The organism is Bacillus cereus, assembly GCF_007678085.1.
In the GTDB taxonomy this organism is placed as follows: domain Bacteria; phylum Bacillota; class Bacilli; order Bacillales; family Bacillaceae_G; genus Bacillus_A; species Bacillus_A cereus_BE.
The window spans coordinates 34946-50127 of sequence record NZ_VEDW01000007.1 but is presented as its reverse complement, the minus strand read 5'-3'; the positions used below and the strand labels follow the sequence as shown (position 1 = coordinate 50127).

Below are 15182 nucleotides of genomic sequence, written 5' to 3'. Positions count from 1 at the left end.
ACATTTATTTTTCTATATATATCTTTTATAAATATTTACAGAAAATCATTCTTCTACCTTCTTTACTTCCACTCGTTTAATTTGATGCATATCCTTTTCAAGAACTTTAAAAGAAAAGCCGGATTTTTCAATAATATCTCCTTCAGCAACGATTTGCTTTTGTACCATAATCCAGCCACCAATTGTATCTACATCATCAGCGATTAAGTGTATGCCAAATAAATCATTTACCTCACTAATAAGCACTTTTCCATCTACAATCTTACACCCTTCACTTATATGCTCTATAGGCGGGTGTTCATCTTCATCGTATTCATCTCGGATTTCTCCAACAATTTCTTCTAAAATATCCTCTAGTGTAACAATCCCCGCTGTACCGCCGTATTCATCATATAATACAGCTAATGGAATTCGTTTTCTTTGCATTTGTAATAGCAAATCATGTATAGGAATATTTTCCAAAACTTCAATAACTGGCCTTGTATATGGTGTAATCGAGCACTCCTCATCTCGATTACCATCCATATAACGAATAAATAAATCCTTTACATTAACCATCCCAATGATTTCATCTTTATCTTCACCAAATACAGGATACCTCGTATATTTTTCTTGTGCGATTATTTTAATATGTGTTTCAAATGGTTCGTCCTCATATAAACCTACAACTTCCGTACGAGGTACCATAATTTCCTTTGCGACTCTATTATCGAATTCAAAAATATTATTTACATATTTAAATTCTCTTTGATTAATCTCTCCGCTCTCATAACTCTCTGATAAGATTAATCGTAATTCTTCCTCCGAATGAGCAACTTCATGTTCAGAAGCCGGATGTAATCCAAATAACCCTGTCACAAGCCTTGCAGAACCATTTAAAGCCCAAATAAATGGATACATTACTCGATAAAAGTAAATAATTGGCTTCGATAATAATAAGCTAACTTGCTCTGCTCTTTGTATAGCGAGCGTCTTCGGAGCAAGTTCACCAATGACAACATGTAAAAACGTAATCACGGCAAAGGCAATAATAAATGAAACGGTACTTGCAATTGCAGGAGATAAGTGTAGTTTTAAAAACAATGGCTCGAGTAAATGTTTTATAGTCGGTTCGCCTAACCACCCAAGCCCTAAAGCAGTAATTGTAATACCTAGCTGACATGCTGATAAATACTCATCTAAATTCGAAGTTACTTTTTTTGCTGCCAATGCTCCTCGGCGTTTTTCGCTAACAAGTTGATCAATACGACTGCTACGTACCTTAATGATTGCAAACTCAACAGCTACAAAAAAACCTGTTAACGCGATAAGGATGACTACCATCAGTAATTTTAAAATATCCACATATATCCTTTAGCTTTCTTAGCTAAAGTTACACCTCCTTTAAAAAAGAAGTTTCACTTTAGTTTCTTCATTTACACAAAAGCAACCCTATATAAAATTCACCAATTTCAAACCTCATACAATTCTAAAGGCAAGCCATCAGGATCTTGGAAAAAGACGAATTTTTTTCCGGTTATTTCATCCATACGTATCGATTCAGTCTCTACACCGCACTGCTTTAAATGGTTTACAGCTTCTTCTATATTTGTAACAGCAAATGCCAAATGTCTAAGTCCAGCCGCTTCTGGAAAACTTGGACGCTCAGGAGGACTTGGAAATGAAAATAATTCAATTTGATACTCTTCCCCTACACATAAATCTAACTTATAAGAATCTCGTTCCCTTCTATATACTTCATTTATCGCTTCAAAACCTAATATTCGAGTATAAAAATCCTTTGACACTTCATAATTCGAACAAATAATTGCAACGTGGTGCACTCTACATATATTCATGCTCTCTCTATTCCTTTCTTTACCAAAGATGTATATTCTCCCTTGAAATGAAAAACATATATAGCAGAATATCTCTTTTAGGGGGCTTACTATGAAATTTATTACTTTTTTCGTGGGACTTATCGTTGTTTTCTTCCTTGCTTATATTGCTAGCAACAATAAGAAACATATTAAATTTAAACCAATTGTCATTATGCTTATTATACAGTTGATTTTAACCTATTTATTATTAAATACAGAAATCGGCCTCATACTTATTCGGGTTATTTCCAGTCTGTTTACAAAGCTACTCGAGTATGCCGCTGATGGTATAAACTTCGTATTTGGCGGTCTTGCCAATAAAGGTGAAATGCCATTTTTCCTTACTGTATTATTACCAATTGTCTTCATTTCCGTCTTAATTGGTATACTACAACATTTCAAAATACTACCATTCTTTATTCGGTGGGTCGGTTACTTCCTTAGCAAAATAAATGGGCTTGGGAAATTAGAATCTTACAACGCTATCGCATCTGCCATTGTCGGCCAATCAGAAGTTTTTATTACGGTAAAAAAACAATTAGCCCAAATTCCAAAACACCGTCTTTATACACTTTGTGCTTCTGCCATGTCAACCGTATCTATGTCTATCGTAGGTGCCTATATGACAATGATCGAACCAAAATATGTAGTAACCGCACTCGTTCTCAACTTATTTAGTGGATTTATTATCGTACTCATCATTAACCCTTACGACGTAAAAGATGAAGAAGATATTTTAGAAATTAAAGGTGAAAAGCAAAGCTTTTTTGAAATGCTTGGAGAATACATTCTAGATGGCTTTCGCGTAGCCATCGTTGTCGGCGCTATGCTCATCGGATTCGTCGCATTAATTAGCTGCATTAATGACCTATTCCTCATTATATTCGGCATTACCTTCCAGCAATTAATCGGCTACGTATTTGCGCCTATTGCATTCCTTATCGGTGTACCAAATTCTGAAATTGTCACAGCTGGTAGCATTATGGCAACGAAGCTTGTAACGAATGAATTTGTAGCAATGATGGACCTTAATAAAATTTCTAATAGCCTTTCTCCCCGTACAGTGGGTATCATTTCTGTATTCCTCGTTTCTTTTGCGAACTTTTCCTCTATCGGCATTATTTCAGGTGCGGTAAAAGGTTTAAATGAAGAACAAGGAAACGTCGTTGCCAGATTTGGCCTTAAATTACTATATGGAGCTACTCTCGTTAGCATTTTATCTGCAATTATCGTAAGCATTATGTTGTAATCAGGTAAAATTTTATCATTTTCTTATCCCTATCTTTTGTATACAATAACGAATAGATGTCTTTATAAATAATCAAGACATCTATTTTTTATACATGTACAATCGCTTTTATTTAGCGTACAATATTTTTTATGTGTTTGAATGCGCTTCTAGATGTATACACTTTGATAGTTTTAAAGGAGAAAAAATGATGAAATCCGATATGAACAAAGATACTCGAGCCAAAAAAGGACGCTCAAAGAAAAAACGCCTACTTTGGTTCCTTCTTATTCCATTACTGATTATAGCACTAGGAGCAGGAGGCTACTCCTTCCATATATACAGTAAAGCGAAGTCTGTGTTAAGTAATGCCTATTCCGAACTGGGCCGCGGGGATAAATCCAGCAAACGTGAAAAAGCCGTGAAACCTATGACTGACAATATTTCCGTACTTATTATGGGTGTGGATGAAAGTGATATTAGGGACAAAAATTACGGAAAAGCAACTCGTACAGATGCGCTATTACTTGCAACGATTAATAAAAACGATAAATCTGTTAAGCTTGTTAGTATTCCACGTGACTCACGTGTCTACATTAAATCACGTAAGAAATACGATAAAATTACACATGCACACGTATTCGGTGGTGTGGATAGCACAATTGATACTGTAGAGAACTTTTTAGATGTTCCAGTTGACTACTATGTAAAATTCAACTTTAAATCATTTATCAAAATTGTTGATTCCCTTGGTGGTATTACTGTCGATGTTCCAGTTGAGTTTACAGAACAAAATAGTAAAGACGAAGCAGATGCAATTCACCTGAAAAAAGGACGTCAACATTTAAATGGAGAAGAGGCATTGGCACTAGCTAGAACTCGTCATATCGATAGTGACTATATGCGCGGTCAACGACAGCAGCTTGTTTTAGAAGCTATTGCTGAAAAAGCACTATCTCTTAATTCCATTAATAAGATCGGTGGTCTATTAGATGCTGTTGATAAAGACTTAAAAACAAATTTAACTTTTGATGATATGATGACAATTGCCAAAAATTCAATGGATTCCAATTTAAAAATGGACAAACTGCAAGTAGAAGGTACTGATAAATATATAGGTGGTATTTATTATTACGTTCCAAACGAAAAAAGCGTCAATAATATTTCGACAACACTACAAGAACATCTCGGTGTTACGAATAAAAATGAGCATAAAAAATTATAATAAAAAGGCTGCTAGATCTTTCTAGACAGCCTTTTTATTATAATTTTCAACATATTTCTCGTACATATTGTGACAAAAAGAGACAATTATTACAACGGTGTAACATTTTTTATAAAAACATTACACACATAGTGGGAATAATAGTATACTAGTACGTACATAATGTTATTTTCATCATTTTTATACAAAAAATGTAATACATATATTTATACAAAAATTTCTGGGGGGAAATAAATGAAGCTAAGTAAAATACTGATTGGTTCTGCAATTACTGGAGGCATATTACTTTGTGTAGGCGGTGTTAGTGGATATCAATATGTATCCAAACTAAATAATCAATTAGATACTACTGCATTACCAAATACTACATTTGAAGGTATTTCTCTCGATGGAAAAAATAAAAAAGATATTCAAGCAATTATCAATCAAAAAGTAACTGAATTAGACCAAAAATCTCTTACCTACATATTTCAAAATGATAAACAAACGTACACATGGAAAGATTTGGGGATAAATTATAAGGAAAAAGATATTATCGACAAAATCTTTAAAGAACAAGAAGGAAACGCAATGAATCGTTACAAAATGCGGAAGCAGGCTGAAAACGGTGAATTAAAACGTGATTATAAATTAACGCCTCAATTAAATACAACTGCTTATGAAAGCTTTATGAAGGATAAATATAATGACACATTAAAAAATCCTGTTAATGCAGAATTAAATATTGAAGGCTCTACAGTAAATATTAGCCAAAGTGAAAATGGGGAAAAAATTGATAAAGAAAAATTAACTGATTTAACGCAGCAAGCCATTACTTCTGGCACACCAGATGTTACGTTACCAGTTACACTATTAAAGCCTGAACGTTCTACAGAAGATATACAGAAAATGGGCATTAAAGAGGTAATCGCTGAATATTCGACTCCAATGGCTGGTCGTAATGGGAATCAATCCTTTAATGTAAATAAGTCAGCTAATACTTTAAGTGGAGTTATTGTCGCACCTGATGAAACGTTTAGTTTTAATGGCCGCGTTGGCGTAACAGATGCTGCACATGGTTATAAATCCGCAGCAGTATTTTCACAAGGTAAAGTTATACAAAGTGCAGGCGGAGGCGTTTGCCAAGTGAGTAGTACTTTATATAGCGCCGCTTTAAGAGCAGATTTAGGAATTGTCTCTCGAAGCAATCATTCTATGCCCGTAAATTATTTACCACTTGGGCAAGATGCAGCAGTGGCAGATTATGGTCCAGATTTGAAATTTAAAAACAATACAGGCAATCATATTTATATTCAAGCTTTTTCAAATGGAGGTAGTATTACTACACGCATTTTCGGTACAAATACTGGTAAAAATGTTGAAGTTTCTTCTCAAGTAATTAGTAGGACTGGTGATAAAATAACAGCAGTTACGTATAAAAAAGTAACACAAAACGGTGAAGTAATATCAAATGGCCAAATTTCAAAAAGCGTATATAAAAGTGCTCCAACACAATAAGACACTATCAAACGAATAAATTGCAAAAATAAAAAAGGCGTGATCTACTCACGCCTTTTTCTTTTGCAATAATATTAAAAAGGTTGCAAGATGGTCTTTCGTTTCTTCTAACGACCACATGCGATTTCCTTGCTTCGCAGCTAATACGCACGCCTCTTCCCAAGCATCCTTTTTCTTCATATATAATAATTCATCGCGTAATTTCAAAACAATTTCTTCGTCTTCTTGCTCTATAAACTCTTCCATCACGCCTACTATTTCATCTTCATGAACACTTAACGTACAGTAAGATTTAAGAAAGTATTGTAATGTTGTATACATATGCACTCCCCCTTCTTATTTGTCAGATGGATAAGAAGTAATGATCTTATATCCTAAATCTCCTGACTTATCTCTCGCTAAAACAGTAACAGTTTTTACTAACTTGTCTTTTACATTCATATTTTTCTTTATTACCGTTTTTCCAACCGGGAATGAATGAGTTGTATTTAATACGAGACGAGCCTCTTTAGAATTTTTCAACCAATCTTGAATTTCCTTATCATGCTGCTTCAAACTATCTTTTACAGCTTTCGTCGCCGTTTCCTTATCATAGTATGTACTTGCCGCTGATACTTTATCTGTCTTCACGCGATTCTTCAAATCCTCTTCTGATTTTCCTACATGTCTTTCAATCGTATGACCATTTTTAGGTGGCCCTTCCATTTCATCTAAAATATTATCACTAATTTTTTCTACTGATGTCGATTGATTACCTGTTTGTTTCTCTGTTTTTTGTTCTTTTCCTGCACATCCACTTAAGATCAGCATTAATGCCAATAAACTACTCAAGAAAAGACTACTTATTCGTTTCATCATATCACCTCTTCCATGATTATTATCGTAACTTACCTAAAAGTCAATTTCACAACGAAAAAACATATATATTTTTAAAATTCCTCGTTTATTTTTCCATATTACCACCATAGTTTCATCAAATCGCTATTTTAGCCCTTATTATAAATATACCCCTATGTTTTTATGATTATTTCCCAAGTTAGATCACCTCTTAAATTACCGAATAATCCCTTTAAACACGGAGTTTTTTGGTTGTTTTCCAAAAATATAAATATACCCCTATTTCCATATACCCAATACCTATATAAGGTATATAGATGGTGTTTTATCAACAATTTCTACATTATGTAAATTTGTGCTTGCCTACACAATGAAAATATGGTGTAATGCAAAAAAAGATAAAGGATTTTAAACGATGGCTGAAACAATTCAAAACTTCTTAACAGATTACTATTCAATCGCAATTCCACTTAGTATCTTAATTAACATCATCATCAGTCTTTTAGGTTTTATCCCTAGTATTTTTTTGACCGCTATTAACATACAGCTCTTTGGCGTAACGAACGGAACCATTATTTCGATCGCAGGTGAGGCCTTAGGGGCTATTATCTCGTTTTATATTTATCGTATAGGCCTTCAAAAGTTCACTCACGATAAAGTAAATAAGTACCCAAAGGTAGAGCGTCTTCTTTATGTACAAGGCAGAGAGGCCTTTCTACTCGTCCTATCGTTCCGCCTCATCCCTTTCATTCCGTCCAGTATCGTGACTTTATTTGCCGCTCTAGGCAAAATGTCATTACTCTCCTTCAGTATTGCCAGTACAATAGGTAAAATACCGGCTTTGTTAATCGAGGTATATTCGGCTTACCATGTCATGAATGGAACGAATGAAGCAAAGTGGATTGTAACAATCGCAGGCGCTATTGGATTGTTTTATTTGTGGAAAAAATGGAGAAAAAAATAAAGAAGGAGCATAGGCTCCTTCTTTATTTTTGAAGTATTTTATTAATAATAGTCTCTTAAATCCTTAGTTTACACCAACAGCACTATATGATTGCTTCACTGCTGCTACTTCTGCAGAGCTAGCACCATATAAGTCAGCTGCAGCTTGTACTAAACCAGCGCGAGCTTGACTAAACGTAGTAGATTGAGTGAAATATTGCGTGTTTGCACGGTAATAAATAGCTCCTACTTTATCTTTGCCAATACCACTCACAGTCACACCGTAATGCGTGCCACCATTCGCTAATAAATAAGCCGCTTTGTTAATAATACCGCTATTCGTATGAACGCCACCATTGTCACTAGTACCAGTGTAACGCTTAGAGTAATGATCCGGATCACCATATTTCGTTGGATCACTCATAGAGCGAAGCGCATCTCCTGCTTTACCAGGCGTATAAATATCTTCACCAATTTCCCAATCTGGATTACGGTTATCATAATACTCTACTAATGTACCAAAAACATCTGAAATAGCTTCATTTAATGCTCCTGATTCATTTTGATAAATTAAATCTGAGCTATACTCTGTAACAGCATGCGTTAATTCGTGACCAATTACATCAATACCACCAGATAATGAAGTGAACGTTACACCATCACCATCTCCGTATACCATTTGTGAGCCGTTCCAGAATGCATTATTATACTTACTTCCGTAATGAACTGTTGATTTTAATGGTGCTCCTGCATCATTAATAGAGTTTCTATTAAATGTAGCTTTATAGTAATCATATGTTTTACCTGCATAGTAATGAGCATCTACTGCTGCTGCATCATACGCTGCATTGAAAACATTATCTGCATCTGCCCATAATGTTCCTGGTAATGTTGAACGATTTTTCGCATCATATGTAAAAATCGTTGCTCCGCGCGTATTATCTTGCAAGTAGTAAGATGATCCAGATAACGTTGTATTAAGCGACTTTGTATCCCCTAATACACCTTTACCAGTTCCTACTTTATTTGTCCCTGTTACAGCTGGCTTTGCTTCCTGTTTAGGTGCCTCTTGCTTAACTGGTGACTTATCTTCATTTGCTACATGATCAAGTTTATTATATTTATTTAATACTTTACCGCTATCTGCTTCAATGAAATAGTAGTAGTTTCCTGGACTTGGATCTAAGAAGTTTAAATTTACAACGTATGCATATGTTGTTTCTTCACCATTTTGATATACATATAAGTCCGCTTTTGGTTCTACCTCATATTTAGGTGTAACCCCTAAATCTTTTTGCGCAATTTCAATTGCTTTTGTGCCTTCGATCTTATTTTTATTTTTCAACTTGTCCTTTTTGTCTAAATCAGGCGCAACTGTTCCAGACAATACTTTTAAAGAACCATCTTTACTTACGTGAGCTACTTGAGTAGAACCCCATACAGGTACTCCTTCGTATACTTGTTGTAAACGTAATACTGTTGAATCAGTTACAGCATCTTTCTTCACTTGTTTCACTTTGAAAGAATCTTGCGCACTCTTTTCCCCTAACTTATAATCACCTTTTGCCGCATTTAAGTAATCAAACACAACAGATTCTGCTTTCTTACCAGTTGCTCCAGTTAGATCACCAGAAATAAACTCAGGTGACTGCACCGTCTCATTGTACTTCTTCGTAGAGAGCACATTTTTAGAATCCGCAAACGCAGAGCCTGTCCCTCCAAACGTTGTAACTGCCATTCCTGTCGCTAACACTAACGCTAAACTTTTCTTTTTCATGAACCTTCCCCCTAATAAAAATTTTTTTGAAAAAGAGTAGTTTCATATTAGCATTATGTTTCCACTATTAATATACTAAAAATTCAAATAATTATTTTCTCAAGTATTGTAGAATTTTGGGGAACAAATATTGAAAAACCCCTTTCCTGTTGGAAAGGGGTTTTTATTACGATTCAATTGTTTCCACTATTTGTGTTCCTTGCGTTAAAACATCCGGTCTCGACGAATACTGTGCAATAAACTGCGTCAAAAATACAACTCCAACAACAAGTCCTAAAAACACCACTTTTTTCATATTATTTCTCCTCTCCTTTTTCCAATAGTGAAATAGTTTCTTTATAATAACGACTACTCTCTTCGAAATTACGGATCTCCTCGAAATAATTCGCAATTTCTAAATATACTTGCTTTAAATACACTAAATTACCTTCACTTTTAAAAAATGGTATAGCCTCTAATTCTAGAAATTTCTTATATTCATCCGATGTACGGAAATATTTATATTGTAAAATAATTAGTAAATATAATACCCTTTTATACTTTTCGTGTTGCTGAGCAATAGAGATACCTTTTTCTATCCACTGATTCGCCTCATCCATTTGTTTTAAATGAATACACTGTAATGCTGTATGATATAAAGTATCTAAATAATTATCATCTTCATGTTGATGATATTGCAAACTATTCAAATAAAATTCTTTAGCCTTTTCATATTGTTTTTGGTTACCATAGACTTCGGCAATATTACTTAAAGCGATACTCATAATTATCTCATTTTCAGAAAACGAACTTGCTTCACGTAAAATGCTATTATACATATCCAAAGCCTCTTTGTACTGCCCTTGCCTTACAAAACAAATCGCTATAATAAATTGACAGTTTATCACATTACGGAATTTATATTCACTACGGAATCCCTCTATTGCAATGTTAGCGAAATGCATAGCTTTATAGGGATTTTCTAAGTGACTATATGCCAATGCTAAATTATAGTAAATACCATTCTCATGATAATTTAGTTCTTTCGCCATTTTTTCTGTTTCAATTAAACTCTCTAATCCTATCCTCCATTTGTTTTGTAAACAATTTAGTAATGAAACATTATATGTGAATAACATTTTTTGGAACTTAGATAATTTTTTATACCCTTTTTTTAATTTATTTAATCTTTCCACTCCGTTGTCAATATCACGCTTAATCATAAGATAACGTACATATAATAGCTCATAATAATTCATAATTTCAAAATCCGTTACTTGCTCCATTTGTTCTTGTAAATCAGCATATATTTGTTCAATTCGTTCTCTTTCTAAATGGACGATAGCTTTATGCCAATCCTCCAGCTTCCCCTTCACATCTTCTTCTACATCTCTCAAATCCGTCACGGCAATTTCTAACCTTGTGCAGAGCAATTGTAGAATTTCTTCTGATGCTTCGATCTTTCCATTTTCGATTTTACTTAAGTATGAGACAGAACAAATGCCCTGACATAATTCTTCTTGTGTCATTTTTTGCTGTAGCCGTTTATAAAAGACTTGTTTGCCTATTTTTTCTAATGTTTGTTGCATTGTCCTCCTCCATTCTCATTACCCCCATTACTCTAATAATACATAAAATCTTGAGAAATATAAATTGATAAATGTTAATTTTCTAAAAAATATGCAATATTTCATTTTTTTCCCTCTTGACTATACTTTCATATCCATTCTTTGCTACGAGCGATGAAAAATTGGTATACTATAACCAAATTATGGAGGTGTTTTCGCGATGACTTATTATAAAGACGATAGCTATGCCTTACATACAGATTTATATCAAATTAATATGGCTTATACATATTGGAAAGACGGTATTCATAATCGCCGCTCGGTGTTTGATTTATACTTTCGAAAGCTTCCATTCGAGAACGGTTATGCTGTTTTTGCTGGCCTTGAAAAGATTGTAGAGTACATAGAAAACTTCAGCTTTACGGAAAGCGATATCGCTTATTTAGCAGAATTACAATTCGAAGAAGAATTCCTTCAGTATTTACAAAATATGAAATTTACCGGGACGGTTCGAAGTATGCAAGAAGGTGAAGTTGTATTTAATAACGAGCCTTTATTACGTGTTGATGCACCGCTCGGCGAAGCACAAATTATTGAAACTGCCCTGTTAAACATTGTGAATTACCAAACATTAATTGCAACAAAAGCTGCTCGTATGAAGCACGCTGCAAATAATGATGAACTTTTAGAATTCGGTACAAGACGTGCTCACGAGTTCGATGCTGCTCTTTGGGGCACACGCGCTGCCTTTATTGGTGGTTTCTCCTCTACAAGTAACGTACGTGCTGGAAAACGCTTCGGGATACCTGTAGCCGGCACACATGCTCACTCTTTCGTTCAAGCGTATCGCGACGAATATGTCGCGTTTAAGAAATACGCTGAAACTCATAAAAAATGCGTCTTTCTCGTTGATACATACGACACTTTAAAATCAGGTGTTCCAAATGCGATTCGCGTCGCGAAAGAGTTTGGAGATCGTATCGATTTTTACGGCATTCGCCTTGATAGTGGTGATATGGCTTATTTATCTAAAAAGGCAAGAAAACTACTAGATGAGGCTGGATTTACACATACAAAAATTATTGCTTCTAGCGATTTAGATGAGTACACAATTATGCACTTGAAATCTCAAGGTGCAAAAATTGATGTATGGGGCGTTGGAACAAAATTAATCACATCCTTTGAACAACCGGCGTTAGGGGCTGTGTATAAACTAGTTGCGATTGAAGATACTGATGGAAAATTAAATGATACAATTAAAATTTCATCTAACCCTGAAAAAATTACCACTCCAGGACTGAAACGAATTTATCGCATTATCAACCGAGTTAACGATCATGCAGAAGGTGATTATATTGCATTAGATTCTGAAGAACCAGGAAAAGAAGAACGTTTAAAAATGTTTCATCCTGTTCACACGTATATAAGCAAATTTGTAACAAACTTTGAAGCTCGCGAACTGCATAAAGACATTTTCGTTAACGGCGAAAGAACATATGAACTACCAGGCATATTAGATATTCAAAAATATAACGAACAAAGTCTCGCGCTATTTTGGGAAGAGTATATGCGAACTTTAAATCCTGAAGAGTACCCTGTCGATTTAAGTCAAGAATGCTGGGATCATAAAATGAATTACATTCAAACTGTTCGAGAACAAGTTGAAAAAAATATACAAAAATAAAACAGAGAAGTTTCTCCTTCTCTGTTTTTTCAATACCATATGTATCTTTGTGGAAAATATATTAAAATAATAAGACAAATATTTTTTATTTGTAAATTTTAATATTACGTTATTTATTAACAAAATAATATTTGTTATTATTTTATTGAGTCAATTTCAACAAAATAACCTAAAAAAGAGGACGCAGGTTGCGTCCTCTTTTTTATAAATCTTTCACTCGTAGTACACGCATTGCATTTAACACTGCAAGTAGTGTCACACCAACATCCGAGAAGACAGCTTCCCACATTGTTGCAATACCAAACGCACCAAGTAATAAAACTAATCCTTTTACACCTAATGCAAAGATGATATTCTGCCATACAATGCGTCGTGTGCGTTTTGCGATGTTTAAGGCTGTTGCAATTTTCGAAGGCTCATCAGTCATAATAACAATGTCTGCCGCCTCAATCGCTGCATCTGATCCTAAACCACCCATCGCAATACCAACATCTGCTCTTGCTAATACCGGTGTGTCATTAATACCATCACCAACGAAAGCAACTTTTTCTTTTCCGTGCTTCGCCGCATCAATTTTTTCAATCTCTTCTACTTTTTGTTGCGGTAATAGTTCTGCGTGAACTTCATCTAAACCTAATTCTTTACCAACAGCTTCACCAACTGTTTTTGCATCACCAGTTAACATGACTGTCTTCTTAATACCTAGTTCTTTTAATTTTTGAATTGCTTGTTTTGAATCTTCTTTTACCTCATCAGAGATAACGATATAACCTGCATATTCCCCATCTACAGCAACGTGAACTAATGTACCTACCGTTTCTGGTTGCTTAAATGTAATGTTTTCTTTTCTCATTAATTTAGCATTACCTGCAAAAATTTCTTTTCCTTGTACTTTGACGACTGTACCGTGACCAGAAATTTCGTTATAATCATCGATTATTTTTTCATCAATTGATTTTCCATATGCCTTTCGAATCGATTGTGCAATTGGATGGTTAGAATACACTTCAGCAAATGCTGCATACTCTAATAATTCTTCATTTGTAATGCCTTCGCTTGGTTCCATTTTTGTAACTTTGAAGACACCTTTTGTTAATGTTCCTGTTTTATCAAAAACAATATATTTCACATCATTTAAAGCTTCTAAATAGTTACTTCCTTTTATTAATACACCACTTTTAGATGCACCACCAATTCCTCCAAAGAATCCAAGAGGTATAGATACAACTAACGCACATGGACAAGAGATTACTAAGAACACTAAAGCTCTATAAATCCATTCTGAGAATGTAGCTCCTTCTAAAATAAGTGGTGGAATAAACGCCATAATCGCTGCTGTAATAACTACAACTGGGGTGTAGTAACGCGCGAACTTCGTAATAAAGTTTTCTGTTGGCGCTTTTTTACTGCTTGCATTTTGAACTAAATCTAAAATTTTTGATACAGTTGATTCACCAAATTCTTTTGTAACTTCAATTGTTAATACACCATTTTGGTTCACAAAACCACTTAATACATCATTTCCAACTTCGACTTCACGTGGTACAGATTCACCAGTCAATGCTGAAGTATCTACCATTGATGTTCCTTCAACTACTTTTCCATCTAATGGTACTTTCTCACCAGGCTTCACGATAATATAATCGCCGATTTGTACATCTTCTGGTGATACTTGTTTCGTTTCATTTCCAACCTTCACATTCGCGTAATCAGGACGGATATCCATTAATGAAGTAATTGACTTTCGGGAGCGATTGACCGCAATACTTTGGAATAGTTCCCCTACTTGATAGAATAGCATTACCGCAACAGCTTCTGAATATTGTTGAATCGCGAAAGCTCCTAGTGTTGCAATTGCCATTAAGAAGTTCTCATCGAAGACTTGGCCGCGAGTTATGTTTCTTACCGCTCTCCAAACGATATCTCCACCTATTAATAAATACGCAAGGACGAATAACGTAATTGTTATCATTTGTGGTAAGCCAGCTAATGCAGCAATTGCTGTCAAAATTCCGCCGACCACTAATCGTCCTACCATCTTTTTCACATTTGCTTCACCATGGTCGTGACTATGTCCGTGGTCATGACCACCTTTTTCTTCACGAACAACTTTCACATCTGGTTCTAACTTTTGTACGACGTTTGTTATATTTGCTACAGTCGCTTCTAATTCTCTTTTATTCGCAACTTCTACTCGTAATTTCTTTGATACGAAATCAACAGTTGCTGCTGAAACAGTCGGCATTTCCTTCACTTTATTTTCAATCTTCATCGCACAATTCGCGCAATCTAAACCTTCTAATATAAATACTTCTTTTGCAACTTTATTTTTTTGTTCTTCTTGTACTTTAATATGTGGTTCTAATTTTGTAACGAGTTGTTTTGCTTCTGTAACAATTTCACTTTCTTTATTTTGTGCTGTTTCTAAAAGCATTGTTTTTGTCGCGAAATTTACAGAGCAAGAATTTACTCCTTCTATATTCCCAACGCCTTTTTCAATTTTCATTGCACAGTTCGCACAATCTAAACCTTCTAACACTAGTTTCTTTTTCACTAATGCTTCAGCCATCGTTCTCCCTCCTCGCG

13 protein-coding genes are annotated in these 15182 nt (G+C 34.7%); 5 read left to right on the top strand and 8 right to left on the bottom strand.

The window, feature by feature from the left end; all coding sequences use genetic code 11:
• Positions 1 to 45: 45 nt before the first annotated feature.
• Together FS742_RS24575 and gloA2 are read right to left on the bottom strand one after the other, a co-directional pair.
• Entirely contained in the window at positions 46 to 1344 is a 1299-nt protein-coding gene (locus tag FS742_RS24575; RefSeq protein WP_144615731.1) for a hemolysin family protein, read from the bottom strand.
• Between the two features lie 107 nt (positions 1345 to 1451).
• The gene (gene gloA2, locus FS742_RS24570) at positions 1452 to 1838 is read right to left on the bottom strand and encodes an SMU1112c/YaeR family gloxylase I-like metalloprotein (RefSeq protein ID WP_144615729.1); all 387 of its coding nucleotides are present in this window, start codon (positions 1836 to 1838) and stop codon (positions 1452 to 1454) included.
• Between the two features lie 91 nt (positions 1839 to 1929).
• On the opposite strand from gloA2, the gene FS742_RS24565 reads away from it, so the two are divergent.
• From FS742_RS24565 to FS742_RS24555, 3 genes are all read left to right on the top strand, one after another.
• A complete protein-coding gene (locus FS742_RS24565; RefSeq protein WP_144615727.1) occupies positions 1930 to 3108 on the top strand; it encodes a NupC/NupG family nucleoside CNT transporter in 1179 nt (392 codons plus the stop codon).
• A 187-nt stretch (positions 3109 to 3295) separates the two neighbouring features.
• Positions 3296 to 4312 (top strand): LCP family protein, encoded by a 1017-nt coding sequence (locus FS742_RS24560; RefSeq protein WP_313956679.1) that lies wholly within the window; start codon positions 3296 to 3298, stop codon positions 4310 to 4312.
• 234 nt (positions 4313 to 4546) lie between these two features.
• Positions 4547 to 5809 (top strand): VanW family protein, encoded by a 1263-nt coding sequence (locus tag FS742_RS24555; protein WP_144615724.1) that lies wholly within the window; start codon positions 4547 to 4549, stop codon positions 5807 to 5809.
• Positions 5810 to 5857: 48 nt separating this feature from the next.
• On the opposite strand, the gene FS742_RS24550 is transcribed toward FS742_RS24555, so the two are convergent.
• Positions 5858 to 6130 (bottom strand): hypothetical protein, encoded by a 273-nt coding sequence (locus tag FS742_RS24550; RefSeq protein WP_144615722.1) that lies wholly within the window; start codon positions 6128 to 6130, stop codon positions 5858 to 5860.
• 15 nt (positions 6131 to 6145) lie between these two features.
• Positions 6146 to 6664, bottom strand: a complete 519-nt coding sequence (locus FS742_RS24545) for an RNase A-like domain-containing lipoprotein (protein WP_144615720.1) — start codon at positions 6662 to 6664, stop codon at positions 6146 to 6148.
• A 397-nt stretch (positions 6665 to 7061) separates the two neighbouring features.
• On the opposite strand from FS742_RS24545, the gene FS742_RS24540 reads away from it, so the two are divergent.
• Entirely contained in the window at positions 7062 to 7610 is a 549-nt protein-coding gene (locus tag FS742_RS24540; RefSeq protein WP_144615718.1) for a TVP38/TMEM64 family protein, read from the top strand.
• A gap of 63 nt (positions 7611 to 7673) precedes the next feature.
• On the opposite strand, the gene FS742_RS24535 is transcribed toward FS742_RS24540, so the two are convergent.
• From FS742_RS24535 to FS742_RS24525, 3 genes are all read right to left on the bottom strand, one after another.
• Positions 7674 to 9365, bottom strand: coding sequence for a M4 family metallopeptidase (locus tag FS742_RS24535; protein WP_144615717.1), 1692 nt, complete (start codon positions 9363 to 9365; stop codon positions 7674 to 7676).
• 166 nt (positions 9366 to 9531) lie between these two features.
• Complete coding sequence (locus tag FS742_RS24530; protein WP_144615715.1) at positions 9532 to 9660, bottom strand: NprX family peptide pheromone; 129 nt, start codon at positions 9658 to 9660, stop codon at positions 9532 to 9534.
• Between the two features lies 1 nt (position 9661).
• Complete coding sequence (locus FS742_RS24525; RefSeq protein ID WP_144615713.1) at positions 9662 to 10933, bottom strand: helix-turn-helix domain-containing protein; 1272 nt, start codon at positions 10931 to 10933, stop codon at positions 9662 to 9664.
• A gap of 199 nt (positions 10934 to 11132) precedes the next feature.
• Here FS742_RS24525 and FS742_RS24520 point away from each other — a divergent pair, with 199 nt between their 5' ends.
• Positions 11133 to 12596, top strand: coding sequence for a nicotinate phosphoribosyltransferase (locus tag FS742_RS24520; protein WP_076542321.1), 1464 nt, complete (start codon positions 11133 to 11135; stop codon positions 12594 to 12596).
• Positions 12597 to 12798: 202 nt separating this feature from the next.
• Here FS742_RS24520 and FS742_RS24515 read toward each other — a convergent pair whose 3' ends face one another.
• Positions 12799 to 15165: a heavy metal translocating P-type ATPase gene (locus tag FS742_RS24515; RefSeq protein ID WP_144615711.1), complete on the bottom strand. Its 2367-nt coding sequence runs from the start codon at positions 15163 to 15165 to the stop codon at positions 12799 to 12801.
• Positions 15166 to 15182: the final 17 nt, after the last annotated feature.

Bases quoted from the DNA above. Each gene is read 5' to 3' on its own strand.
- FS742_RS24545 (WP_144615720.1), bottom strand. From the start codon at position 6,664: ATGAAACGAATAAGTAGTCTTTTCTTGAGTAGTTTATTGGCATTAATG.
- FS742_RS24540 (WP_144615718.1), top strand. From the start codon at position 7,062: ATGGCTGAAACAATTCAAAACTTCTTAACAGATTACTATTCAATCGCA.
- FS742_RS24535 (WP_144615717.1), bottom strand. From the start codon at position 9,365: ATGAAAAAGAAAAGTTTAGCGTTAGTGTTAGCGACAGGAATGGCAGTT.
- FS742_RS24550 (WP_144615722.1), bottom strand. From the start codon at position 6,130: ATGTATACAACATTACAATACTTTCTTAAATCTTACTGTACGTTAAGT.
- FS742_RS24560 (WP_313956679.1), top strand. From the start codon at position 3,296: ATGATGAAATCCGATATGAACAAAGATACTCGAGCCAAAAAAGGACGC.
- gloA2 (WP_144615729.1), bottom strand. From the start codon at position 1,838: ATGAATATATGTAGAGTGCACCACGTTGCAATTATTTGTTCGAATTAT.
- FS742_RS24530 (WP_144615715.1), bottom strand. From the start codon at position 9,660: ATGAAAAAAGTGGTGTTTTTAGGACTTGTTGTTGGAGTTGTATTTTTG.
- FS742_RS24525 (WP_144615713.1), bottom strand. From the start codon at position 10,933: ATGCAACAAACATTAGAAAAAATAGGCAAACAAGTCTTTTATAAACGG.
- FS742_RS24515 (WP_144615711.1), bottom strand. From the start codon at position 15,165: ATGGCTGAAGCATTAGTGAAAAAGAAACTAGTGTTAGAAGGTTTAGAT.
- FS742_RS24520 (WP_076542321.1), top strand. From the start codon at position 11,133: ATGACTTATTATAAAGACGATAGCTATGCCTTACATACAGATTTATAT.
- FS742_RS24565 (WP_144615727.1), top strand. From the start codon at position 1,930: ATGAAATTTATTACTTTTTTCGTGGGACTTATCGTTGTTTTCTTCCTT.
- FS742_RS24555 (WP_144615724.1), top strand. From the start codon at position 4,547: ATGAAGCTAAGTAAAATACTGATTGGTTCTGCAATTACTGGAGGCATA.